Consider the following 23,329-nt stretch of genomic DNA (forward strand, 5'->3'; position numbering starts at 1 on the left):
GTGAACTTCGTATCCGCCGGGGGCCAACTGGTAGTTTCGTATGAAGATCGACAAGCAAAGGAGCACGTGATGGCCGAATTCATGGCCTCGTACGCATGGGTGATCTGGCTGGCGCTCATCCTCATCTTTCTCGTCGTCGAAACACTCACGCTCGACCTCATCTTTCTCATGCTGGCCATCGGCAGCGTCGGCGGCCTCGTCTCGCACTTTCTGGGTGCCCCGTTTCTGTTGCAGATCCCCATTGCCGGCGTCATAGCGCTGCTGCTGATCTTCAGCATCCGGCCCCCACTACTGCGGCGCCTCCGGCACGGCAGCGACCCGACCAAGAGCAACGTCGAAGCATTGCTGGGTCTCGAGGCCCGCGTTCTCGCGGCCGTCACCACCGAATCGGGCAGTGTCAAACTGAGCAACGGCGACACCTGGACCGCACGGGTCTTCCCGAACGCCAGTGCCCTCGAACTGCTGCCCGGCTCGCTCGTCTACGTGAAAGCAATCGATGGGGCGACCGCACTGGTCGCTCCCGAAGAGAAAGTGCAACTGTGAGCAATTCCGACATCGGCTCCGTCGTCGCCATCATCGTGGTGGTGATCATTGTCATATTCGTCATCGTCACCCTCGCCAAGGCCATTCGCATCATTCCGCAGGCCAATGCTGGGGTCGTCGAGCGGCTCGGCAAGTACCACAAGACCCTCATGCCCGGCCTGAACCTGCTGGTTCCGTTCATCGACCGGTTGCGCCCGCTCATCGACCTGCGCGAGCAGGTCGTCTCGTTCCCCCCGCAGCCCGTCATCACCGAAGACAACCTGGTGGTCTCCATCGACACCGTCGTCTTCTTCCAGGTGACGGATGCCCGGGCGGCCACCTACGAGATCGCCAACTACCTCGGGGCCGTCGAACAGCTCGCGACCACCACCCTCCGTAACGTGGTCGGCGGGTTGAACCTCGAGCAGGCTCTCACCAGCCGCGACGAGATCAACAGCAAACTGCGCATCGTGCTCGATGAAGCGACCGGCAAGTGGGGCATCCGGGTCGGCCGGGTCGAGCTCAAGGCCATCGACCCGCCCCTGTCGATTCAAGACTCGATGGAGAAGCAGATGCGCGCCGAGCGGGAGCGCCGCGCCGTGATTCTCACCGCCGAGGGCACCAAGCAGTCGGCCATCCTGTCGGCCGAGGGTCACCGCCAGTCGGCCATCCTCTCAGCCGAGGGTGACGCGAAGGCGGCAGTTCTCCGCGCCGAGGGTGAGGCGCAGGCCATCACCACCGTGTTCGAGGCCATCCACCGTGGCAAGCCCGACCAGCTGCTGCTCGCCTACCAGTATCTGCAGACCCTGCCGAAGCTGGCCGAGGGCAGCGCCAACAAGCTCTGGGTCATTCCGAGCGAGCTGACAGAGGCGCTGAAAGGCATAGGTCAGGCCTTCGGTGACCGCAGTTCGAACAAGACCAGCGACGAGTAGGCAGCCGGGGGCGTTCTTCGCCCCCGAGCGGCCCCGTATCTTCGCGCACCGGGGCCTTGCGCTCGATTTTCCCGAGAACACGCTCGACTCGTTTCGGGCCGCTGTCGAGGCCGGGGCGGTGTACGTCGAACTCGACGTTCACGCCTCGCTCGACGGTGTCGCCGTTGTGGCGCACGACCCGAGCCTCGGCCGCCTGCTCGGCAGCACCGACACCATCGCCGGTTCGCCCTTCGCGTCGCTCGAAGCGCTCGACCTCGGCGCCGGGCGCGGTTTCTCCCGGCTTCAGGATGTCCTGCAGGCGTTTCCCGGCACTCGTTTCAACATCGATCTGAAGGCCGCCGACGCCGTGACACCCACGGTCGAAGCCATCCGGCGGGCCGGTGCCGTCGACCGAGTGCTGCTGACCTCGTTCTCAGAGAAACGGCGAAGGGCCGCCGTGCGGCAGCTGCCGGGCGTGGCGACCTCCGCCTCGGCGCGTCTTTTCGCCACCGCTCTGATCGCCGCCATGCTGGGGCTCCGACCGGTCGTGCGCTTTGTGCTGCGGGGCGTCGATGCTGTGCAGGTGCCGCAGAAGGCGCTCGGGCTGACCGTCACAGCGCCGAGGGTCATTGCGTCGATTCATGCCGCCGGCGTCGAGATGCACGTCTGGACCATCAACGACCCGGCCGTGATGACCTCGCTGCTCGAACTCGGTGTCGACGGACTGGTGACCGATCGCGCCGACATCGCACTTCGACTTGCGGTAGAACGACGGCTGTGAAGTCAAGGCCTAATACCCCGAGAACCTATCTGGGAGTGTTCTGTTAATAGCTCAGAGGGCGAATGTAGCTCCCAGCCCCGGGGTTTATACAGAGGTAAGCGAAGCGGGAGGAGACCACACAATGGCAGATCGCAGCTTGCGCGGAATGAGACTCGGGGGCCAAAGCCTCCAGAGTGAAGAGGGAGTCGTATTCTCCCCGCGCATGACACACACATATCTTTGCAGCACCTGTGGCAAAGAGACCGAAATGGTGTTCTCGGCTGACGCCGAGGCACCTGACACCTGGGAATGCAAGTTCGACAGCAACGAGGCGATCTTGATGATCGGTTCTGACGTCGTCGTTCTCGACCGCGCTGAGGCCAAAGTTCCTCGGTCGCACTGGGACATGCTTCTCGAACGTCGAACCCGGGCCGAGCTTGAAGATCTTCTTCAAGAGCGACTCGACTATCTGCGGGCCCGTCGCGGCCAGCAGAAAATCGGAGCGTAGCGGCCCCGTACCTGACTTACGCGCCTCTCATAGATCGCAGCTATGGGGGGCGCGCTTGTTCTTTAACGGCAGTCGTCTGCTGAGCAGTGCGGCTGTACGGTTGTGCAGCAGTGCTCAGCGCGCGCGTCGGCGCCGTCGCGCTGCCGCGACGAGGGCGAAGACGAGCCCGGCCACGCCGAGGCCCGACACCAGCAGCTCGACGCCTTTTCCGAACAGGCTGGCCGGGGTCACGGTGGTCGAGAGCGGAACGTTGTCGACCATGGCGCCCGGTTCGTAGGGTGTCAGCGAATCGATGGTCGAACCGTCGGGAGCGATGATCGCGCTGTGGCCCACGGTCGAGATGTTCACCACGCTGCGGCCCGTCTCGATGGCCCGCAGGCGCGCGATGGCGAGCTGCTGCAGGTTCTCATCGGTCTGGCCGAAGTCGGCATTGTTCGTCTGCGCGAGTATGACCTGCGCGCCCTCGTCGACCATCGACTGCACGGCCTGGTCGTCGGTGATGTCGAAGCAGATGGAGATACCCGCTGGCACCCCGTTCACGTTCATGACCGTGCTGGTCGTGCCCGGGGTGTAGTCGCGCGTGACCATGCTCACCAGGGCGGGCGCGAGAGCGTAGAACAGGGGCCGTGCGGGCATGTACTCGGCGAAGGGCACCGGATGCCGCTTGTCGTAGTAGTCGGCGACCGAGCCGTTCTCCCACAGCAGTGACGTGTTGTAGTACTTTCCATCGCGCTCGGCGATGGTTCCCACCACGAGCGGGGCCTTCATGATCGAGCTGATGAAGTCGAGGTCTTCGGCCGCAACGGGAGACGCTTCTGGGTCGATGTCGCTGGCGTTCTCGGGCCACACCACCATGTCGACCTGCTGGCCCTCGAGCTTGAGGGTCTCGGTGATATGAGCGTTCAGGTTGTCGCCCTGCACGACCCGGTCGAGTAGGCCCGACTTGGTGTTGCCCTGAACCGCCGCGATGCGCGTCGTTCCCGACGTGGGCGCGGCCCACGCGGGTATGACGAGCAACAGGGCGGCGGCGGCGACGGCTAGTGTCGCGCGGCCCACTACGGCGGCGCGCCCTTCGCGCACCAGCTGGATGACAAAGGCGACCAGCCAGACCAGCAGAAAGCTCAGACCTGAGATGCCCACCCACGCGACGAGTGACGCGAACGGGCTCGTCGACTGCGAGAACGCCACGCGGCCCCACGAGAAGCCGCCCTCGGGGGCAACGGCGGTGATGGCCTCTCGCGCCACCCACAACCCCGAGATGACCACGGGCAGCACACCGAGGCGCCCCAGCCGGGTCGGCCAGATGGCGTCGGCGTACCGGTAGACGACGGCGATGGCGACGGCGCCGATGGCGAAGAAGACACCCTCGACGATGGCCAGCGCCAGCCACGGAACCGGGCCGAGGTAGAGCGTCAGCCACGAGATGTGGGCGCACCAGAATGTCAGTCCGCCGACGAGCCCCACGAGAACCGCGCTCCTCCAGGTGCGACCGATGAGGCTGATGAGCATGAGTGCGACACCCAGAAGGGTCAACGGCCACACGTCTTGGCCGGGAAAACCGCTCTTCAGTGCGATTCCGGCGCCGAGGGCGGTCAGGCACGCGAGCCAGAGCGGAAACAGTGGGCGCACCGGCTCGGCGAGGGCCGCGGCCAGGCGTGCGCGGGGCGCGGGTGCCCCCGGGTTCGTGGGTCGATTGAGCAGTGAAGCGGTCATCCGGAGTGCCTTACGCTACTGACGAGTACGCGACGATGCCGCGCTTGACGAGATCGAGTGCCAGGCGCGCTGTCGTCGCGACCTTCACATCAGAGAGGTTCTGCAGCTGGTCGAGCAGGTCGATGGTCTGCTTGGTCCAGCGCACGAAGTCGCCGGCCGCGAGATCGGCGTCGTAGAGAACGGTGTCAAGGCTCGCGCCCCGCGCCCACTCGTGCATCGGCTTCGAGAGCCCCACCGAGATGGGCGAGGTGCCGGGCAGTCTGTGCCGTGTCTCGAGTTCTTGGAGGTCGCTCCAGAGCTCCTGCGTCTTCTCCAGCGCTCCCCTGAACGGCCCGCGCGGCAGAAAACGCTCGGGCATGTCGCTCTCATCGCGCCGAGGTTCGTAGACCAGTGCGCAGGCCATGGCGGCCAGCCCGGCCGGGTCAAGGCTTGCCCAGACACCGCGCCGGATGCACTCCGCCACCAGCAGGTCACGCTCTCCGTAGATGCGCTTGAGAGTCTTGCCGGTGGGGGTGAGAGCGAGTTCGCCCTGGTCATCCTGCTGCAGGTATTCGAGTTGCAGCAGTACCTCGCTGATGCGGTCGAACACCTTCGCGATGGCGCCTGTGCGGGTGTTGATCTGTGCGACCAGCTGGTCGGTCTCGCGCTTCAACCGATACCAGCGCTCAGCCCAGCGGGCGTGGTTCTCGCGGTCGGGGCAGTTCGACACCGGGTGCGCCTTCATCTGGCGGCGCAGATCGGTGATCTTCTTCTGGCGGCTGTCGCGCTCGGCGCGGCTCTGCGAGTCAGCACGGCCGGCGCCCGAGCGTTCGACATCGCTGAGATCGCGGCGAAGGGCCGCATACTCGGTGAAGTCGCCGAGGTGGCAGGTCATGGCCTTCTCGTAGCCCGCGAGGGTCTCTTCTTGCTGGCGCACCTTGCGGGCGAGGTCGACGACGGCCCGGTCGGCCTGAAACTGTGCGAACGACAGCTCGAGCGAGTCGCGCGTGCGCGAGCGGCCGAACTGGTCGATGAGGTTGACCGCCATGTTGTACGTGGGCCGAAAGCTCGAGTTCAGCGGGTACGTGCGGCGGGAGGCGAGAGAGGCCACGGCCTGAGGGTCGACACCATCGCGCCACTGGATGACCGAGTGACCTTCGACGTCGATACCTCGTCGCCCCGCCCGCCCGGTGAGCTGGGTGTACTCCCCCGGCGTGATGGGCACCCGGGCCTCGCCGTTGAACTTCTCGAGGCTCTCGAGCACCACGGTGCGGGCTGGCATGTTGATTCCGAGGGCAAGCGTCTCGGTGGCGAAGACGACGCGCACGAGCTTCTTCTGAAAGAGTTCTTCGACAACCTCTTTGAACGCCGGCAACAGCCCGGCGTGGTGGGCCGCGACACCGCGCTCGAGACCGTCGAGCCACTCCCAGTAGCCCAGCACGGCGAGGTCTTCATCGAGCAGGGTGCGACAGCGCTGGTCGACGATGTAGCGAATCTCCTCGCGCTCTTCGGTCGTGGTGAGACGAACCCCGGCCCGCAGTACCTGCTTCACGGCCTGGTCGCAGCCCACCCGGCTGAAGATGAAGAAGATGGCCGGCAGCAGGTTGTGCTCGTCGAGCAGGGCTGCCACCTCGCCCCTGTCCATGCGGGGTGCCTGGGTGTGGTGCGGGCGGTGCTTCGTATTGGCATCACGACCACGACGGTCGCCCCTGCCGCGCGTCTGGGGCGCACCGGTCGATCGCGCAATGCGCATCAGCTCGGGGTTCACCCGGCTGCTTGCGGCCTGGCCGGTCGCATCGAAGAGGTCGAGCAGCTTGTGGCGCACGAGCATGTGCTGATCGAGGGGTACGGGTCGCTCCTCAGAGACGATGACCTCGGTGTCACCACGAACCGCCTGCAGCCAGTCGCCGAACTCTTCTGCGTTCGAGACCGTTGCGCTCAGCGAGACCAGTCTCACTGAGGTGGGCAGGTGGATGATCACCTCTTCCCACACCGCGCCCCTGAACCGGTCTGCGAGGTAGTGCACCTCGTCCATCACGACGAACGCGAGGTTCGCGAGCAGGTCAGACTCGGCGTAGAGCATGTTGCGCAGCACTTCGGTCGTCATGACCACGATGCGCGCGGTCGGGTTCACATTGGTGTCACCGGTCAGCAGGCCCACCTCGTCGGGGCCGTACTCGGCCACGAACTCCTGAAACTTCTGGTTGCTGAGCGCCTTGATGGGTGCGGTGTAGAACACCTTGGCCGAACGCTGCTGCATGGCCATGAAGACGGCGAACTCGGCCACAATGGTCTTGCCGGCGCCCGTGGGGGCGGCGACCAGAACACTGTTCCCGGCTTCGACGAGTCGGCAGGCTTCGACCTGAAACGGGTCGAGATCGAACTTCAGCCCCTGCCGAAACTCATCGACCACGGGGTTCGCACTGCGTGTCTTGCTGAGGGCGTACCGCTCGGCAGCCGACAGACTCGCGGCGCCGACGGGCGGCGGGGTGACCATTACGGCACAACCAGTTCGGAGTCGAACTTCTCCTGCTTCTTTGCTTTGCGACGATCGTGGAGCCAGGCGATGAAGGCCGCGCTGTAGAACAGCACGATCATCGGGATCGCGAGCAGGAACATCGAGAAGACGTCAGCAGCGGGGGTGGCGATGGCCGTGAAGAGAATGATCACGAGAATGGCGATGCGCCACGACTTCAGAATCGACTTGGAACTCAGAATGCCGGCGAAGTTCAGCAGTACCAGCAGTACCGGCAGCACGAACGCGATACCGATGGCTATCACGAGCTTCAAAACGAACGAGTAGTAGGTCTGTGCGCTGATGATGGCGGTCGTGTCGCTGGGCGCGAACGCCGTGAGAAGGGCGACCATGTGCGGCAGCACGTACCAGCCAGCCGCGCAGCCCGCGAGAAAGAGGGGTACAGCGGTGAGCACGAAGCCGACCGCGTACTGCTTCTCCCGGCGGGTGAGGCCGGGAACCAGGAACGCCCAGATCTGGTAGAGCCAGATCGGCGAGGAGATGACGACACCGACCGTGATGGCAATCTGCAGGCGCAGGTCGAACGCTTCGGAGATGTCGGTGAAGTTCAGAGACGCCGTGCGCCCCTGAGAGTTGGTGATGGCGCTGACGGGTGCACTCAGAGCGACCAGAATCTGGTCGGAGAGCAGCCACCCGACCACACCGCCGATGAGGATGCCGAGCACCGCTCGAAAAATACGCTTGCGAAATTCGACGAGGTGCTCGCCGAGCGACATTCTGCCGTCGCGGCTCGCACTCTTCTTCTTCGGCGGCTTGGTTTTAGGCTCGATAGCCACCGGAGGCTAGGACTTTGGGTTGGCTTCTGAAGCGTGGATGTCAGACGCACGAACCTCGACCGGAGTCGCGAGCGGTGCGGGGTCTGCCACGCTCGAAGCCGTCTCGGCGTCGGCACTCTTGGGGTCGTCGGTCTTCATGGTCTTGACTTCAGACTTGAAGATGCGCATCGACTGGCCCACGCTGCGAGCGAGGCCCGGAAGCTTCGGTGCGCCGAAAAGAAGCAGAACAATGGCGAGAATGACAATCAGGTGCCATCCCTGAAGGTTACCGAGCATGAGGCCACGTCCTTTGTCTAAAATCGGTTCGTACGAGCAGTTTACCCCGCTCGAGCGTTTTCTCCCTGCGAAGTTGCTTTCTGTCGTCTCGGCGACGCTTCACTACCTCGCGCCGACGCGACATCACGGGGTATCCCAACAGAATAGCGTTGTCGCTGACCGAAAGCTCCAGCTCGGTGACAGTGGCGGAGATGTTCGCAACCTTCTCGCCGAGGTCGGTCAGTTCGCCCAGGGTTCGCATGGCCTTTCGAAACAGGCGTACTGCGAAGAACGCGAGCATGCCGACGAGGCAGAGCCCGAGGCCCGCCCAGATGATCACCCACGCCCACCACTGCATCAGAGAAGACTACCGCCCCGGCCCTGTTCGTCAGCGTCATACGGGTCGAGTGCCGCTGCCGCCCAGGTGCGGACCGCGTCACGAGCCGAGGCGGGCGCCACCACGCGCACGACGCCGGGCAGACTTGCGACCAACCGTTTCAGACCGTGGATGTGCGCAACCCGCACGGTGACCCGCAGTACGGCGCCGTCGATCACGGGCAGCTCGCCCTCGGCAAGGTATTCCCCCAACAGGCTGATCGCGGCCGGATTCACCTCGAGCACGACGCCCTGCGTGTCGCCCGAGCCGTCGAACAGGGTGTCGGGCAGCGCCAGGTCGCCCGGCCGGTAGGTGTTGGCTGTGTCGGTGACGGTCGGCTGGGCCATGCGGTCGAGGCGAAAAGTTCTGATGGCCTGGCGCCCGTGATCCCAGCCGCGCAGGTACCAGTCATCGTTGTTCGAATCGATGCGCAGCGGGTCGACGATACGGTGTTCGCGGTCGCCCCGCGAGCTCACGTAGTCGAATTCGACCTGCGTACCGGCTTCGACGGCCCGGCGAATGGTGACGAGGCTCTCGCTCGCCTCCGAGCGCGCAACCGACACCTGGCTGGGGGCCTCCGACGCGCCGCGGGCCAGCTTCGCCATCAGCGAGGCGTGCACCGCGCTGTCGAGCGTCTCGGGCAGCGCCTGCAGGTACTGCAGCCCGGCGAGCAGGGCGGCGGCCTCCCGCGCCGAGAACCGCGGCGAGTCGTCGAGCGCCACCCGGTGGGTGATCTGAATCTCGTCGCTGTCTTCGAAGTCGTCCCACGCGATGTCGAACAGGTCACCGTGCTGGTACTGGGTCGTCTCGCCGGGTACGCCCGACACCGCAATCAGCCGCACGGCTTCCCGCACCTGCTCGGGCGAGACCTCGAAGTGCGCCGCTGCCTCGGTGACCGAAACGCGGTCGCGGTCGAGAAGGTAGGGCACGAGCGCCAGCAGAAAGGCCAACTTGTCTTGCGCGAGTACGAACGAATTGGGGTCAGACGGTTTCTTCTGCACCGGATGCTCCCCTCTTGTCATTCGTCTCGTCGGCGCCCGAGCGGCGAGCCTCGTTCGCCGGCTGCGCGTGCGTGGCCACGGTCAGTTCGAGTCGTCGTCGCACCGCGGCCCGCAGCTCGGGCGGAGCCACCACGTACACCTCGGGGCCGAACCCGGCCAGGTCGTCGGCGAGCAGGTGCAGGTCAGTGAAGTGAAGCGTGAGCTCGCCGCCCTCGCCCCGTTCGCTGCCCCGGCGCTTCAGCAGCCTCGTCTCGGCGTCGGAGTCGGCCTGCGCGCGCACGATGGCCGTATTGGCGGCCCAGATGAGGTCGAGGTCTGCGAGGGCCTGTTCGGCTGCGTCGGTCTGGTCGCTGACGAACCCGGTGCGCGTGCGTGTGACCGGCCCCACGATGCGCGAGAGGAGAAAGGTACGCGATTCGCCCACGCCCTGGTCGATGCCGGTCACGTGCCATCTCCCCTGGTGCTGCACGAGGGCGAGCGGTGCCAGCGTTCGTTCCCGAGGCGACAGGTCGCCGGGCTTCAGGTACGCGAAGCGCACCAGTACGCGTCGCGCCAGGGCATCGGTGAGCGGATCGAACGCGGCATCGCGGGTTCTGATGCGGGGCGCGTAGCCGAGAACGGGTTCGACCGACTCCACGCCGAGTGACTGCAACTTCAGGAGGGCGTGGCGCGACTCGCGCGAAAGAGAGCCCTCGCGCCAGGCCATGGCGGCCAGGTTCAACAGCGCTATCTCTTCGGGCGAGAACGAGATGTCGGCGGGCAGGTCGTACGCGCCCTTGGGAATGCGGTAGCGCAGGTGGTGATTGCTGCCCGGCTCATCGAGCGGCTCGATGGTCTCGAGCGGCACGCCGAGTTCTCGAATGTCGTCTTTGTCACGCTCGAACTGCCGCTCGAGGCTCGCATTGTCGCCTGCGAAGGCGTAACGCTGGCGATAGCCCTGCACGGTCGACAGAATCTCGTTCTTCGTCAGCCCGGCTTCGCTTGCGAGCAGCGCGAGCACAAGGCTGAAGAGCCGCTCTTCAACGGGAACGGGAGCGGCCCCCTGGCTGTCGGTCACTCTGCCATTTTAGGCTGTGCCCGCTACTGAGCGGCTGCGGCAGGCAGGATGCCCAGCACATCGACCACGTACACGAGAGTCGAATTCGCCGGGATGACGGGAGTGGTCGATGCCGTGTCGCCGTAGCCGGCGCTCGGCGGCACGACCGCGATGTACTGCGAACCCACGGTCTGGCCCACGAGTGCCGGCACGATGTTGGTTGCCAGGGGTGCGCTCGACGAGGCAGTGGCGGCGGCCGGAACGCCGTCATCCCACGTGGTCTTGGCGACAGACTTGTCGGCCCACACGACGGCGGTGTACTTGAACACGACATGGTCGCCCTCGGCCACGGTCTGCCCACTGCCCTTCTTGAGAACGGCGACCTGCTGGCTGGTGGGCAGCGAACCCGAGGGAATGGTGATTCCGGGGCGACCGTCGGGGCCGAGGGCCACGCTCGGGAAGCCGGCCTGTGCGGGCTGTACCGCGCCGTCGGCGCGGCTCGGGAAGACCGTGGTGATGTCGAAGACGGCGACGATCGAGTCGGTCGACGGGGTGGCGGAGGTCGTGCTCTGAATGGGCGCCATGGCGACGGCAAGGCGCGAGCCCTGTGTCGCGCAGACCACAGCGGAATCGAGACCGGGAAGGGTGTCGAGCTTGCCCACGACGAACCCGGCCGAGTCGGAGCCGTTGTACGCCGACTTCTGAACGACGGCACCGGTGGCTCCGTCGACGAAGGTGTACTCACCCAGCAGGTAGTCACCCGTCTCGACACGCGGGCCCGTACCCGTGATGAGCGTGGTCGACTGGCTGTCTGCGGTGTGCAGCGGAGTGTTCACGGTGACCGTGGGGGCCGTGCCGAAGGCGCCGGCGGCGGCGATGGTGTTCGACGCGTCACCCGCCGAGAGCTGGGGTGTGCATCCGGAGGCGGAGCTGCCAGACGAGCTGCACCCGGCAAGGGTGGCAAGCAGGCCAGCGGCCACGATGAGCGCGACGGACTTACGCACGGATCCTCATTTCACTTCGGGGTATTCGGCTCACGAGTGGAGCGCGCCTATTCTAACTTGTCTGTTTCGACCGAGTCGGCGGGGTCGGCCGCCTCACGGTCGCGGGCCGCGTTACCACTGGCACTCGCCTCGCGAACGCGCTTGCGGAGGCTCTTCGGGCTGATGCCGCGTTCGCCGAGGGCCCCGGGGGTCCACGCCTCGACGTCGGCGTCGTCATAATCGGATTTCGAGGCACGGCGCTTCAACTCGGGCAGAACCGAGCCGGGGGCGAGCCTGCGGGCGGTGACGAGAAAGCCGGTGTGGCCGATCATCCGGTGATCGGGGCGAACGGCGAGGCCCTCGACGTGCCAGGTGCGAACCATGGTCTCGCTGGGGTCTGGGTTTGTGAAGAGGCCCGTGCTGCGGATGGTCTCAGTCACGCGCGAGAGCTGGGTGACGGTGGCCACGTAGCAGAGCACCACACCGCCCGGCTTGAGGGCGGCGGCGGCCACCTCGATGCACTCCCAGGGAGCCAGCATGTCGAGAATGACGCGGTCGACGGTGGCGGGCTCGTGGGTCTCGGGCAGAGCGTCGGTGAGGTCGCCGACGGTGACGCTCCAGTTGGTGGGGTCGTAACCCATGAACGCGGCGACATTCTCACGGGCGATGTCTGCGAACTCGTCGCGACGTTCGAACGACGACAGCCGGCCGGTGGGGCCGAGCGCGCGCAGCAACCAGAGCGAGAGGGCTCCGGAGCCGACACCGGCCTCGACCACGGTTGCGCCCGGGAACACATCGGCCTGGGCGAGGATCTGCGCGGCGTCTTTCGGGTAGATGATGGCGGCGCCCCGCGGCATCGACATGACGAAGTCGGTGAGCAGAGGGCGAAGGGCGAGATGCTCGACACCGCTCGAGTTCTCGACGACAGACCCATCGGGCAGGCCGATGAGGTCGTCGTGGTTGATCCAGCCGCGGTGGCTGTGGAAGGTGGCTCCTACGGTGAGGGTGATGCTGTTGAGCTTGCCCTTGGGGCCGGTGAGCTGAACGCGGTCACCGGCACGGAAGGCTCCGCTGAGCTGGGCTGTCATGAGTGGGGGCTTTCGGTGAGGGGTGCAGCGGGCATCCGGTCGCCTGCGCGCTGCAGGGAGTGCGCCTCTGCTAGGTCGGCCACCGTGCGACCGACGAGGGTGGGCCAGAGAACGTGGGCGGGGCTGGTGTCGAGTGAGAGGTAGTGCGGTACGCCGATCGTCGTTATGCCGGCAGCGGCCGACGAGGTGACACCGGCGATGGAGTCCTCGATTCCCACGCAGTCGATCGGGTCGACACCGAGGGCGGCCGCGGCCATGAGGTAGGCCTCGGGGTGTGGCTTCGCGTGGGTGACGCTCTCACCGGAGACGACCAGATCGAACGCATCGAACCCGATGAACGAGCGCACGTGCTCGGCCATGCGGCCGATCGACATGGTGACGAGGGCGGTGGGGATGCCCGCCTCACGGATGGCCGACAGCAGCTCCCTGGCTCCCGGGCGCCACGGCACGCTCACGGTGATCTGCTCCATCACGCGGTCGGTCAGCAGCGAGATCACGGCGTCTTCGGAGAGGGTCACGCCCTTCGCCTGCATGGTCTGGGCGGTGCGCCCGAGCCCGGAGCCGACGAGCTGCAGGGCTTCGTCATGGCTCCAGGTGCCGCCGTACGATTCGATGAGGTCGCTCTGCGCGCTCATCCAGTAGGGCTCGGTGTCGACGAGGGTGCCGTCCATGTCCCACAGAACGGCGGCGGGATACAGTTCAGTCACGGCAAGCCAGCCTACAGGGCACTCCCACCCGCGCCGGGAGCCTGACGGCCTATCCTTGAGGGATCCCCGGTGGAACCGTTTCGCCGGGCTCAAAGTCAGAGGTTCTTCACACGGTGGCAGACTCCAAAGAATTCCTGAGCGGTCGACTGATGGTCGTCGCCTTCGAGGGCTGGAACGATGCGGGCGAGGCGGCTACCGGGGCCGTTCGCGTGCTCAAAGAACAGCTCGACGTCTCACTCATCGCCGAGGTCGACTCCGAAGACTTCTTCGACTACCAGTTCAACCGGCCGACCGCGGGTTTCGACGACGACGGCCAACGCATCCTGGTGTGGCCGACGGCCGAGGTGTACGGGCCTGCCGATGCAGACGAGGGTGACGAGAACCTCGCCGCCGATGCAGGCCTCGACGTGTCGAGCGGCAACACCGGCAACGTGTACCTGCTGATCGGCACAGAGCCCTCGCGCAACTGGCGCCGGTTCACCACCGAAGTGATGCAGGTCGCGGTCGACGCGGGTGTCACCGGAATCGTCTTTCTCGGTGCCATGCTCGCTGACGTGCCGCACACCCGGCCCATCAGTGTCTTCTCGACCAGCGAGAACGCTGCCGTTCGCACCGAGCTCGACCTCGAGCGCAGCACATACGAGGGGCCAGTGGGCATCCTCAGTGTGATCGGCGAGGCCGCCGAGACTCTCGGCATCCCGACGGTCACCGTGTGGGCATCGGTTCCGCACTACGTGCACAACGCCCCGTCGCCCAAGGCTACCCTCGCCCTCATCGACCGGCTCGAAGAACTCATCAACGTGACCATCCCGCGCGGCGACCTGGTCGACGAGGCGTCGGCCTGGGAGACGGGCATCGACGCCCTCGCCGGCGAAGACGAAGAGATGGCCGGCTATATCCAGCAGCTCGAGCAGGCGCGCGACACCGTCGATTCGCCAGAGGCGAGCGGCGAGGCCATCGCACAGGAGTTCGAGCGCTACCTCCGCAAGCGCGGCGGCGATGGGCCCGCCGGCGGCACCGCAGAGCCCTGGCGCTCCCGCGACTGAGTTGCGTTACGGCGCGGTGAGCCGGATGCCCAGCAGGGCGTCGATCGCGTCGACCACCAGGTCGGGCACGGCCGTCGCAGTGTCGAACCAGGCATCGAGTTCGGCGAGGGCGCCAGGTGTGTCGAGGTCGTTCGAAAGGCGTTCGCGGAGGCGCTCGACGAGGGCCGCCGCGTCGGAGTCGGCCGTGCTGGCGTCACCCGATCCGTCGAGCCACGCCGTGTAGCGGGCCAGGCGCCCTGAGGCGACTTCGAGGTCGGCGTCGGTGTACTCCCAGTCACTGCGATAGTGGTGAGCCAGCAGTGCGAGGCGAATGGCGCGGGCATCCACCCCCGCCGCCCGCAACTTCGACACGAGCACGAGGTTGCCGAGCGACTTGCTCATCTTCTCGCCCTCGTAGGCCACCATGCCCGAATGGGCGTGGATGCTCGCGAACGGCTGCCCCGTCAACGCCGTCGCGTGCGCGGCACTGAACTCGTGGTGCGGAAAGATGAGGTCGCTGCCACCGCCCTGCACGGCGAACGACGTGCCCACGTGCTGCAGCGCGATCACCGAACACTCGATGTGCCAGCCCGGACGCCCCGCACCCAGCAGCGACGGCCACGACGGCTCGCCCTCGCGGGCGGCTCGCCAGAGCAGCGGGTCGAGGGGGTCGCGTTTGCCGGGGCGCAGGGGGTCTCCCCCGCGCTCGGCGAAGAGGCTGAGCATCGTGTCTCGGTCGTAGCGGCTCTCGAGGCCAAGAAACCAACTCGTTGCCTGGTCGGCCCGGCGGGAATCGAAGTAGAGGTCGCTGTCGCCCGGCGTCTGTGCATCGGGGGTCTCGACCGTGTAGGCGAAACCCTGGGCGAGCAGGGCTGCTGCTGCGTCGGAGACCTCGTCGATGACCTCGGTGACGGCGATGTAGTGCTGCGGTGCGATGACGCGAAGCGCCACCATGTCGCCGCGGAACAGATCGGTCTGCGAGGCGGCGAGTTCACGCCAGTCGACGCCCGTGGCCGCCGCGCGCTCAAGCAGAGGGTCATCGATGTCGGTGACGTTCTGTGCGTAGTTCACGGTGAGACCGGCGTCACGCCAGAGGCGGTTCAGCGTGTCGAAGGCGAGGTACGTCGACGCGTGGCCGAGGTGCGTGGCGTCGTACGGCGTGATGCCGCAGACGTACAGTCCAGCGGTGCCGTCGGTACCGGGAGCGGGTTCGACCGTACCCGTCGCTTGGTTGAAGAGGCGCGGAACGGGGCCGGGGCCCGGTAGCGCTGGAACGTCGGGTGAGCGCCAGGAATGCACTCTCAAACTCTAACGGCCCGGCGGCGGGCGGCCGAACCGCGGGGTGCTCTGCCGAGCTCGCTACGCCGCGATCGTGTTCGTCGCGAGCAGCACCATCAGCACGATACCGAGGGCCACGCGGTAGACGACGAACGGCAGAAAGCTGTGCCGGGAGATGTAGTTCATGAAGAACGCAATGACCACGAGCCCCACCACGAAGGCCACGACGGTGGCCACGGCGGTTTCGGCTCCGTTGAAGATCTCCGGCGTGCATCCGGCCAGCGCGCTGGTGCAGGGGTCTTTCACCGATTTGTAGAGCTGGAAGAGCCCGCTGCCGAACACGGCCGGCATGGCGAGCAGAAACGAGTACCGCGCGGCGGCCTTGCGTTCGTAGCCCATGAACAGCCCGGCGGTGATGGTGCCACCCGAGCGGGAGACGCCCGGAATGAGGGCGAGTGCCTGGGCAAGCCCGTAGACGACGCCGTGCGGGTAGGTGAGGTCTTTCAGGCGACGCTTCTTGGCACCCACGGCGTCGGCGATGCCGAGCAGGATTCCGAAGACGATGAGGGTGACCGCGACGATCCACAGCGAACGCAGCGTCGTTTCGATGGCGTTCTGAAAGATGAGCCCGAGAATGACGATGGGCAGAGACCCGATGATGATGAGCCAGCCCATGCGGGCATCCGGATCACTGCGGGGAATGCGACCGAAGAGGGCTTTCACCCATCGCGACACGATGCGCACCACGTCGCGCCAGAAGAACACCAGAACGGCTGCCTCTGTGCCCAGCTGGATGATCGCGGTGAAGGCCGCGCCCGGGTCGCCGCCGGCTCCGATGAGCTCGCCCACGATCTTCACGTGCGCGCTCGAGGAGATGGGCAGAAATTCTGTCAAGCCTTGAACGAGACCCAGAATGATCGCTTGGAGAAGTTGCATTGCTCTCTTTCAGTACCGCAGCAGAAGGTCGGTCAGAACATCTGTGCCAAACACTAGTGCGTTCAGCGGCACCCTCTCGTCAACCCCGTGGAAGAGCGCCGGAAAGTCGAGATCAGGCGGCAGCTGCAGGGGTGCGAAGCCGTAACCCTTGATTCCGAGCATGCTGAGCGCCTTGTTGTCGGTGCCCGCCGAGAGCAGATAGGGCAGCACTTCTGCGCCAGGATCGAGCTTCTGCAGGCTGGCGATCATCTGGTCGACGAGCGGCCCGGTGAAGTCGGTCTCGAGGCCCACATCTTGGTGCATGACCTCCACGTCGACGTAGGGCCCGGCCAGTTCGCGGATGCGCGCCATCACCTCGACCTCGTCGCCGGGCAGCACGCGCACGTCGACGAGCGCCTCTGCGCGATCGGGAATGACGTTGACCTTGTAGCCGCCGCTCAGCAGCGTGGGATTCGTGGTCGCCCGCAGCGTCGCCGAGATGAAGCGCGACGCTGTTCCGGTGGCGATGGCGAGCTCTTCGGCTGACACCTGCTTCGGATCGTGGCCGAGAATGGCGGCCACGCTGTCGAGCAGCTGGCGGGTGGTCTTCGTGAGTTTGACCGGCCACTCCTGGCTGCCGATGCGGGCGACAGCGCCGGCGAGGCGCGTCACGGCGTTCTCGTCGTTGATCTGCGAACCGTGACCGGCCCTGCCTCGGGCGACGAGCTTGATCCAGATGAGTGCTTTCTCGCCGGTCTGCACCAGGTATGCGCGCTGCCCGCCGAGGTCGATCGAGTACCCACCCACTTCGCTGATGGCCTCTGTCGCGCCCTCGAAGACGTCTGGATGCTCGCGCACCATGAAATGCGACCCGAACACTCCCCCGGCCTCCTCGTCGGCGAAGAACGCCACCACGAGGTCGCGCGCCGGCTGCCGGCCGCTGCCGAGGATCTCCCCGAGAGCGGTGAGGATCATGGCATCCATGTTCTTCATGTCGACGGCGCCTCGACCCCAGACCATCCCGTCGCGGATCTCGCCACCGAACGGGTCGACCGACCAGTCGTCGGCCATGGCGGGAACCACGTCGAGGTGGCCGTGCACGACGAGGGCCGGTGCGTCACGGTTGGAGCCTTCGACCCGCGCCAGCACACTCGTGCGGCCGGGAGCCGCGTCGTACAGGGTCGGGCTGAGGCCGAGGGCCCGCAGTTCTGCCTCAACGTATTCGGCCGCGATGGTCTCGCCGTTCGACTTGCCATCGCCGTAATTGCTGGTGTCGAAGCGAATCAGGTCACGGGTGATGTGGGCGGTGCGGTCTAGCGGAGTTTCGCTCGTCGACGTCATGCCTTCACGCTACCGGCAGCGCGAGCGTGGCATGTGCGTTTGGTGGCTTCGGTTCCGTGCTATCGTCTTACCTTGTTGTGCAGAGATGCTCACACCTGTCCGGGTGGCGGAAATGGTAGACGCGCTAGCTTGAGGTGCTAGTGCCTGTTATGGGCGTAGGGGTTCAAGTCCCCTTTCGGACACACTGGTTGAGACAGTGAAAAGAACAAAAGCAGAAAAAAAGAACGGGATCTGGCAGAGAATGCCGGGTCCCGTTCTTCTTTTGCCCATTGCTGGGGTACAGTGTTATCTGAAGTTGCTGTGCCTCGCAGTTCTGAACGCTCGCGGCCAAGCCCCGTTGCCCATTGCGCTTGAATGATGGATGACAGGCACCGCGCTATCAGGTCCCGGCAGTCGGGGCTAAATAGAACGCTCCTGGAGGAGTTTTAAAATGGCAATTGGTACCGTTAAATGGTTTAACGCTGAAAAAGGCTTCGGCTTCATCGCTCCCGAAGATGGCAGCCCCGACGTGTTCGCGCACTACTCGGCTATCGCTTCGAACGGCTACAAGTCGCTCGACGAGAACCAGCGCGTGGAGTTCGACGTGACTCAGGGCCCGAAGGGCCCGCAGGCGGAGAACATCCGTTCGCTTTAATCCTTCTTGAAGCTCGGTTGGGCTTCATGGATTAGATATTTTGAGTGAAGAACCCCTCGGCGGCAACGCCGGGGGGTTCTTTGTTTAAGCTGGAGTCATGACAGACGAAGCCGGCACCAGCCCAGAGAACCCCCTCGACAACGACGCCGAGTGGGTGAGAGAACAGATCGTCGAATATCTCGCGACCGACGGCGAGAAGCCGGTCTTCGCGAACGGCGCTCCCCTGCTGCTGCTCACCACCAAGGGCCGTAAATCGGGCGTGTGGCGCCGCACGGCACTCATCCATGGCGAAGACGACGGCCGCCAGATTATCGTCGCCTCGCTCGGTGGGGCTCCGAAGCATCCGGTGTGGTACCTCAATCTCGTCGAGAACCCCGAGGTGTACCTGCAGGTCAAGGCTGAACGTTTTCACGGTGTCGCCCGCACGGCGACCGCCGACGAGAAGCCGGCGCTGTGGCAGAAGATGGTCGAGATCTATCCCGACTACGCCGAGTACCAGGTGAAGACCGACCGCGACATTCCCGTGGTGATCATCGACCGCGTGTCGTGAGCGAGCTGCCCCGTTCCGTTCAGAGTCGGCTCGCCACGTGGTTCGACGACGGCAGCGTGGTCGCCCCTTCGGTGAACTACGCGGTCTTCGACCGCTCGGGAGTGCTGTTCGCTCACGGGCGGGGCGAGTTCCAGCTAGACGGGCATAGGCGTGCGCCCGGTGCCGACACGGTGTACCGCATCGCGTCGATGTCGAAGAGCTTTCTGGCCGCGGCGATACTGGTACTCGAAGAACAGGGGCTGCTGAGCCTCAGTGACAGGGTGGGCATCCATCTGCCCGAATTCGCCGACCCCGTCGACCGGTTCGGCGCGCCGCTGCCCGTGACCCTCGAGATGCTGCTCAGCAACGCATCGGGCCTGCCCGAAGACAACGGCTGGGCCGACGACGAGCTCGCCCTCAGCCGCGATGACTTCGTCGCCATCGTGGCCGAAGGGCTTCGCTTCGCGGGAGTACCGGGTGACGGGTACCAGTATTCGAACATCGGGTTCTGGATGCTCGGGGTGGTCGTCGAGAACGTCACCGGCCAGCCGTTCGCCGAGTTCGCCCGGGATGCCCTGCTGACCCCGCTCGGACTGAACGACACCCACTACGACGCCGATGCCTATCCCTCAGGCGAGAACGCCCCCTTTCTCGCCCACGGCTACTCGACGTTCGACGAGGGCGTCACCTGGAACGAGCGCCCCGTGGTCGGCACGGGCATCGGTGGCTGCGCGGCGAGCATGTTCAGCACCGTCGGCGACATCGCGCGCTGGAGCGCGTGGCTCTCGAGCGCGTTCGACACGCCGGGCGCTCTCACGAATCGTGACAACATTCTCTCGCGGGCGTCGCGTCGGCGCATGCAGCGCGCTCATACCGCCACCCCGGCCCCGGTCGACCGCCCGCACGGCGAGCACATCGAGGGCGCGGGGTACGGGCTGGGGCTGAACATCGAGCACGATCGGCGTTTCGGCGTGATTGCGCAGCACTCGGGCGGGCTTCCCGGATGGTCGTCGAACATGCGCTGGCACACAGAATCCGGCCTCGGGGTCGTCGTCTTCGCCAACGCGAACGGTGCGAAGCCGTCGGCTGCGGCTGCCGCGATGCTGCGCTTCGTTCTGGAGTCTCTCGACGTTCCCGCGCAGCAGATCACCCTTTGGCCCGAAACCCTGCACGCCGCCGCGGCCATCGACGCCGCCCTTCGGGGCTCGGGCCGCATGGCCGATGCCGCAACAGGGCCCGGGGTGATCTTCAGCCGAAACCTGCTGAGCGATGTGCCGTCTGAGGTGCGCGACGCGCGGCTTGCGGCGAGCATCGCCGAGATCGGTGGTCTGGCGGGCGACGCCGAGACGCAGGGGCTCGAGCAACGGATGCTGTGGAGCGTGTCGCCCGCCCACCTCGCGTGGAGCATCCGGGGCCGAAGCGGCAGTCTCGAGTGCCGCGTCGAGCTGACGCCCACTGCTCCCCCGATGGTGCAGCGCCTCGAGGTGGTGGTGGCAGTTGCAACGCCGTCAGCCGCGGCGTCACGTGACGAGAACCCGTCGGTGCAGAAGCACTACGTGCCGCTCTCCCCTGAGCGTGAGACGGCCGAGCGCCTCCTGTAGTGGCGCCGCCGGCTCAGAAGCCGGTGGGCTCGTGCGGGGTGTAGGGCGCCTCGAGAGCGGCGAGTTCGTCGGCGCTGAGGGTGAGGTCGACCGAGGCCACGGCGTCGTCGAGGTGCTGCTGCTTGGTGGCACCGACGATGGGCGAGGTCACGGCGGGCTGCTGCCGCACCCAGGCCAAGGCCACCTGGGCCCGGGAGATGCCGCGGTTCAGGGCGACGGTACCGACGGCATCCGCGATCTGGTGGTCGACGTCTTCGGTGCCGGCGTAGACGCGTGCGCTCACGTTGTCGGTGTCGTCGCGCGTGCTCGACTCGCCCCAGGGGCGGGTGAGGCGGCCGCGGGCCAGGGGGCTCCACGGCAGAACGCCCACGCCCTGGTCGAGGCAGAACGGGTGCATCTCGCGTTCTTCTTCGCGCTGGATGAGGTTGTAGTGGTCTTGCATCGACACGAAACGCGTGAAGCCGCCGAGGTCGGCGGTGTACTGGGCCTTCGCGAACTGCCAGGCGAACATCGACGAGGCACCGATGTAGCGCGCCTTGCCGGCCTTCACGATGTCGTGCAGCGCCTCCATGGTCTCCTCGATCGGCACCGTGTCGTCCCACCGGTGGATCTGGTAGAGGTCGACATAGTCGGTGCCGAGGCGCTTCAGGCTCGCGTCGATCTGGTTCATGATGTGCACGCGTGAGAGCCCGCCGCCATTCGGCCCGGGGCGCATCGTGCCGTGCACCTTGGTGGCGATGACGACGTCTTCGCGCGAGGCGAAGTCGGCCAGCGCGCGGCCCACGAACTCTTCACTGGTGCCGTCAGAATAGACGTTCGCCGTGTCGAACGTGGTGATACCCATTTCGAGGGCCTTCCGGATGAACGGGCGGCTGGTCTCCTCATCGAGGGTCCAGTCGTGGTTGCCCCGCTCCGCGGTGCCGTAGCTCATGCAGCCGAGCGTGATGGCCGAGACCTCGAGACCGCTTGAGCCGAGTTTCAGGTACTTCATTGTGTGACCTTTCGTGAGTCGTGCATCAGTGGCTGCCCATCCATTTGCGTACCAGGGCGATGCGGGCCTGCAGCTGGGTGACAGAGGCCTGTGCGACGGCAGGCCCCCCGCAGACACGGCGGAGTTCGGCGTGGATGAGCCCGTGGGGTTCACCCGCTGTCTTCGACCAGATGCCCACCACGGTGTTCAAGAGGGAGCGCTGCTCCTTGAGGGTTCGGTAAAGCGGAGCGGCCGGTGCGGCATCCGGAGTCTCGACGACGGGCGCCTGGTAGCCCGGCTCGATCTTGCGTTTGGCCTGGCGGGCTTGCCGGTGCTGCAGCAGTTCCCGTACCTGGTCGGGTTCGAGCAGGCCGGGAATACCGATGAAGTCGAGCTCTTCGTCGCTGCCGCCGATGGCCTCTTCGCCGAACTCGTCGCCCTCGAACATGACCCGGTCGAAGGTGGCGTGGGAGGAGAGCGGTTCGAAGCTGAACTCCTGCTGTAACGCTTCGGAGGCCTTCTCCTGGCGGTTCGCCGCGTCCATCATGTCTTCTTCTGGCGCGAACATATCGACCTCGGGGTCGCCGGTCTCACGGCGGTCGAGGGCATGGTCTCGTTCGAGTTCCATCGCGCTGGCCAGCGCCATCAGCGACGGCACGTTCGGCAGGAAGATGGAGGCGAGTTCGCCGCGGCGACGGGCGCGCACGAAGCGGCCGATGGCCTGGGCGAAGTAGAGCGGGGTGGCGGCAGAGGTGGCGTAGACGCCCACCGAGAGGCGCGGAATGTCGACGCCTTCAGACACCATGCGCACGGCGACCATCCAGCGCCTGGTCGAGTTCGAGAACTCTTCGATGCGGTCGCTGGCCTCCTTCTCGTCAGAGAGCACAACGGTGACGGGCTGGCCTGACAGAGTCTCGAGCAGCTCGGCGTACGCCCGCGCGGTGTAGTGGTCGGTCGCGATGACGAGGCCACCCGCATCCGGAACCGACTGCCGCACTTCGGTGAGACGTCGGTCGGCGGCCTTCAGAACGGAAGGAATCCACTCGCCCTTGGGGTCGAGCGCCGTGCGCCAGGCCTGCGACGTGATGTCTTTGGTGTTGCCCTCGCCGAGGCGGGCTTCCATCTCTTCACCCGCACCGTCGCGCCAGCGCATCTGCCCGGCGTAGACCATGAAGAGCACCGGGCGCACGACGCCGTCGGCCAGCGCGCGGCCGTAGCCGTAGTTGTAATCGGTCTGCGAGGTGCGGATGCCATGCTCGTCGGGCAGGTAGCTTACAAACGGAATGGGCGCGGTGTCAGAGCGAAACGGCGTGCCTGTGAGCGACAAGCGCCGCGTGGCGGGCGCGAAAGCTTCGCGAATGGCATCCCCCCAGCTGAGCGCGTCGCCGCCGTGGTGAACCTCGTCGAGAATGACGAGCGTGCGGCCGCTCAGCGTGAGGTCGCGGTGCACTTCGGCGCGCGTGGCGACCTGTGCGTAGGTCACGACGGCGCCGTGGTAATGCCGACCGTGGGTGCCGTGCGCGTTCTTGAACATGGGGTCGAGCCGGATGCCCGCCCGATGCGCCGCGTCAGCCCACTGTTTCTTCAGGTGCTCGGTGGGCGCCACGACAGTGACGCGGTCGATGGTCTTGCGGGCGAGAAGTTCGGCCGCAAGACGCAGTGCGAACGTGGTCTTGCCGGCGCCCGGCGTCGCGGCGGCGAGAAAGTCGCGCGGCTCGTGTTCGAAGTAGGCGGTGAGGGCCTCTGACTGCCAGGCACGCAGTTTTCCGGCGGTACCCCACGCTGCGCGCTCGGGAAACGACGGAGAGAGGTGCTCGGCCGCAGAGGTTCCGACAGGGTGTCCGGAGGAGAGAGGCAGAGTAGTCACTGACCAAGACTTTACCCG

The 23,329-nt window shown here is 66.1% G+C and carries 23 protein-coding genes and 1 tRNA gene; 9 read left to right on the forward strand and 15 right to left on the reverse strand.

All coding sequences use genetic code 11. The annotated features are described in order from the left end of the window. Positions 1-69: 69 nt before the first annotated feature. The 4 genes from D4765_RS01440 to D4765_RS01455 all read left to right on the forward strand — a co-directional run bounded on the left by D4765_RS01440 (position 70) and on the right by D4765_RS01455 (position 2,701). A complete protein-coding gene (locus D4765_RS01440; protein ID WP_136640446.1) occupies positions 70-543 on the forward strand; it encodes an NfeD family protein in 474 nt (157 codons plus the stop codon). Next, positions 540-1,454, forward strand: coding sequence for an SPFH domain-containing protein (locus tag D4765_RS01445; protein ID WP_136640447.1), 915 nt, complete (start codon positions 540-542; stop codon positions 1,452-1,454). Before D4765_RS01440 ends, D4765_RS01445 begins: the two co-directional genes overlap by 4 nt. Continuing rightward, the gene (locus D4765_RS01450) at positions 1,420-2,214 is read left to right on the forward strand and encodes a glycerophosphodiester phosphodiesterase family protein (RefSeq protein ID WP_136640448.1); all 795 of its coding nucleotides are present in this window, start codon (positions 1,420-1,422) and stop codon (positions 2,212-2,214) included. The genes D4765_RS01445 and D4765_RS01450 overlap by 35 nt, the downstream gene beginning before the upstream one ends. Before the next feature lie 121 nt (positions 2,215-2,335). After that, on the forward strand, positions 2,336-2,701 hold the full coding sequence (locus tag D4765_RS01455; protein WP_136640449.1) for an RNA polymerase-binding protein RbpA: 366 nt from the start codon (positions 2,336-2,338) through the stop codon (positions 2,699-2,701). 114 nt (positions 2,702-2,815) lie between these two features. Here the strand turns inward: D4765_RS01455 and lnt are convergent, their stop codons facing one another. The 10 genes from lnt to D4765_RS01505 are packed head-to-tail and all read right to left on the reverse strand — an operon-like array spanning position 2,816 to position 13,151. Beyond that, the gene (lnt, locus tag D4765_RS01460; protein ID WP_136640450.1) at positions 2,816-4,414 is read right to left on the reverse strand and encodes an apolipoprotein N-acyltransferase; all 1,599 of its coding nucleotides are present in this window, start codon (positions 4,412-4,414) and stop codon (positions 2,816-2,818) included. 10 nt (positions 4,415-4,424) lie between these two features. Then, positions 4,425-6,890 carry a DEAD/DEAH box helicase gene (locus D4765_RS01465; protein WP_136640451.1) on the reverse strand — a complete coding sequence of 822 codons (2,466 nt, stop codon included), beginning with the start codon at positions 6,888-6,890 and terminating at the stop codon, positions 4,425-4,427. After that, a complete protein-coding gene (gene tatC / locus D4765_RS01470; RefSeq protein WP_323511159.1) occupies positions 6,890-7,705 on the reverse strand; it encodes a twin-arginine translocase subunit TatC in 816 nt (271 codons plus the stop codon). The genes D4765_RS01465 and tatC overlap by 1 nt, the downstream gene beginning before the upstream one ends. Positions 7,706-7,711: 6 nt before the next feature. Next, positions 7,712-7,981: a Sec-independent protein translocase subunit TatA gene (tatA, locus tag D4765_RS01475; RefSeq protein ID WP_136640452.1), complete on the reverse strand. Its 270-nt coding sequence runs from the start codon at positions 7,979-7,981 to the stop codon at positions 7,712-7,714. After that, complete coding sequence (locus D4765_RS01480; RefSeq protein ID WP_136640453.1) at positions 7,971-8,318, reverse strand: hypothetical protein; 348 nt, start codon at positions 8,316-8,318, stop codon at positions 7,971-7,973. The genes tatA and D4765_RS01480 overlap by 11 nt, the downstream gene beginning before the upstream one ends. Next, a complete protein-coding gene (locus D4765_RS01485) occupies positions 8,318-9,337 on the reverse strand; it encodes a helix-turn-helix transcriptional regulator (RefSeq protein ID WP_237280203.1) in 1,020 nt (339 codons plus the stop codon). The genes D4765_RS01480 and D4765_RS01485 overlap by 1 nt, the downstream gene beginning before the upstream one ends. Beyond that, positions 9,318-10,394, reverse strand: coding sequence for a helix-turn-helix transcriptional regulator (locus D4765_RS01490; protein ID WP_136640455.1), 1,077 nt, complete (start codon positions 10,392-10,394; stop codon positions 9,318-9,320). The genes D4765_RS01485 and D4765_RS01490 overlap by 20 nt, the downstream gene beginning before the upstream one ends. Positions 10,395-10,417: 23 nt before the next feature. Beyond that, entirely contained in the window at positions 10,418-11,377 is a 960-nt protein-coding gene (locus D4765_RS01495; protein WP_136640456.1) for an FKBP-type peptidyl-prolyl cis-trans isomerase, read from the reverse strand. Between the two features lie 47 nt (positions 11,378-11,424). Next, positions 11,425-12,444 (reverse strand): tRNA (adenine-N1)-methyltransferase, encoded by a 1,020-nt coding sequence (locus D4765_RS01500; protein WP_136640457.1) that lies wholly within the window; start codon positions 12,442-12,444, stop codon positions 11,425-11,427. Beyond that, complete coding sequence (locus D4765_RS01505; RefSeq protein WP_237280204.1) at positions 12,441-13,151, reverse strand: HAD family hydrolase; 711 nt, start codon at positions 13,149-13,151, stop codon at positions 12,441-12,443. Before D4765_RS01505 ends, D4765_RS01500 begins: the two co-directional genes overlap by 4 nt. A gap of 113 nt (positions 13,152-13,264) precedes the next feature. Here D4765_RS01505 and D4765_RS01510 point away from each other — a divergent pair, with 113 nt between their 5' ends. After that, on the forward strand, positions 13,265-14,197 hold the full coding sequence (locus tag D4765_RS01510; RefSeq protein ID WP_237280205.1) for a proteasome assembly chaperone family protein: 933 nt from the start codon (positions 13,265-13,267) through the stop codon (positions 14,195-14,197). Positions 14,198-14,203: 6 nt separating this feature from the next. Here D4765_RS01510 and mshC read toward each other — a convergent pair whose 3' ends face one another. Genes mshC through D4765_RS01525 form a run of 3 tightly spaced genes read right to left on the reverse strand, consistent with a single transcriptional unit; the run spans position 14,204 to position 17,710 of the window. Continuing rightward, positions 14,204-15,475, reverse strand: coding sequence for a cysteine--1-D-myo-inosityl 2-amino-2-deoxy-alpha-D-glucopyranoside ligase (gene mshC, locus D4765_RS01515; RefSeq protein WP_136640458.1), 1,272 nt, complete (start codon positions 15,473-15,475; stop codon positions 14,204-14,206). 60 nt (positions 15,476-15,535) lie between these two features. After that, the gene (locus tag D4765_RS01520; RefSeq protein WP_136640459.1) at positions 15,536-16,390 is read right to left on the reverse strand and encodes an undecaprenyl-diphosphate phosphatase; all 855 of its coding nucleotides are present in this window, start codon (positions 16,388-16,390) and stop codon (positions 15,536-15,538) included. Between the two features lie 9 nt (positions 16,391-16,399). Further along, positions 16,400-17,710 (reverse strand): M20/M25/M40 family metallo-hydrolase, encoded by a 1,311-nt coding sequence (locus D4765_RS01525; RefSeq protein WP_136640460.1) that lies wholly within the window; start codon positions 17,708-17,710, stop codon positions 16,400-16,402. 97 nt (positions 17,711-17,807) lie between these two features. On the opposite strand from D4765_RS01525, the gene D4765_RS01530 reads away from it, so the two are divergent. The 4 genes from D4765_RS01530 to D4765_RS01545 all read left to right on the forward strand — a co-directional run bounded on the left by D4765_RS01530 (position 17,808) and on the right by D4765_RS01545 (position 20,474). Then, a tRNA-Leu gene (locus tag D4765_RS01530) sits at positions 17,808-17,892 on the forward strand. 248 nt (positions 17,893-18,140) lie between these two features. Next, a complete protein-coding gene (locus tag D4765_RS01535; protein WP_104243768.1) occupies positions 18,141-18,344 on the forward strand; it encodes a cold-shock protein in 204 nt (67 codons plus the stop codon). A 97-nt stretch (positions 18,345-18,441) separates the two neighbouring features. Then, a complete protein-coding gene (locus tag D4765_RS01540; protein WP_136640461.1) occupies positions 18,442-18,894 on the forward strand; it encodes a nitroreductase family deazaflavin-dependent oxidoreductase in 453 nt (150 codons plus the stop codon). Then, positions 18,891-20,474: a serine hydrolase domain-containing protein gene (locus D4765_RS01545; RefSeq protein WP_161580313.1), complete on the forward strand. Its 1,584-nt coding sequence runs from the start codon at positions 18,891-18,893 to the stop codon at positions 20,472-20,474. Before D4765_RS01540 ends, D4765_RS01545 begins: the two co-directional genes overlap by 4 nt. A gap of 13 nt (positions 20,475-20,487) precedes the next feature. Here D4765_RS01545 and D4765_RS01550 read toward each other — a convergent pair whose 3' ends face one another. Both D4765_RS01550 and D4765_RS01555 read right to left on the reverse strand, forming a co-directional pair. Continuing rightward, a complete protein-coding gene (locus tag D4765_RS01550) occupies positions 20,488-21,465 on the reverse strand; it encodes an aldo/keto reductase (RefSeq protein ID WP_136640463.1) in 978 nt (325 codons plus the stop codon). A 25-nt stretch (positions 21,466-21,490) separates the two neighbouring features. Beyond that, positions 21,491-23,311 (reverse strand): DEAD/DEAH box helicase, encoded by a 1,821-nt coding sequence (locus tag D4765_RS01555; RefSeq protein WP_136640464.1) that lies wholly within the window; start codon positions 23,309-23,311, stop codon positions 21,491-21,493. Positions 23,312-23,329: the final 18 nt, after the last annotated feature.

The sequence above is a fragment of the Subtercola vilae genome, from assembly GCF_004923255.1.
GTDB lineage: Bacteria > Actinomycetota > Actinomycetes > Actinomycetales > Microbacteriaceae > Subtercola > Subtercola vilae.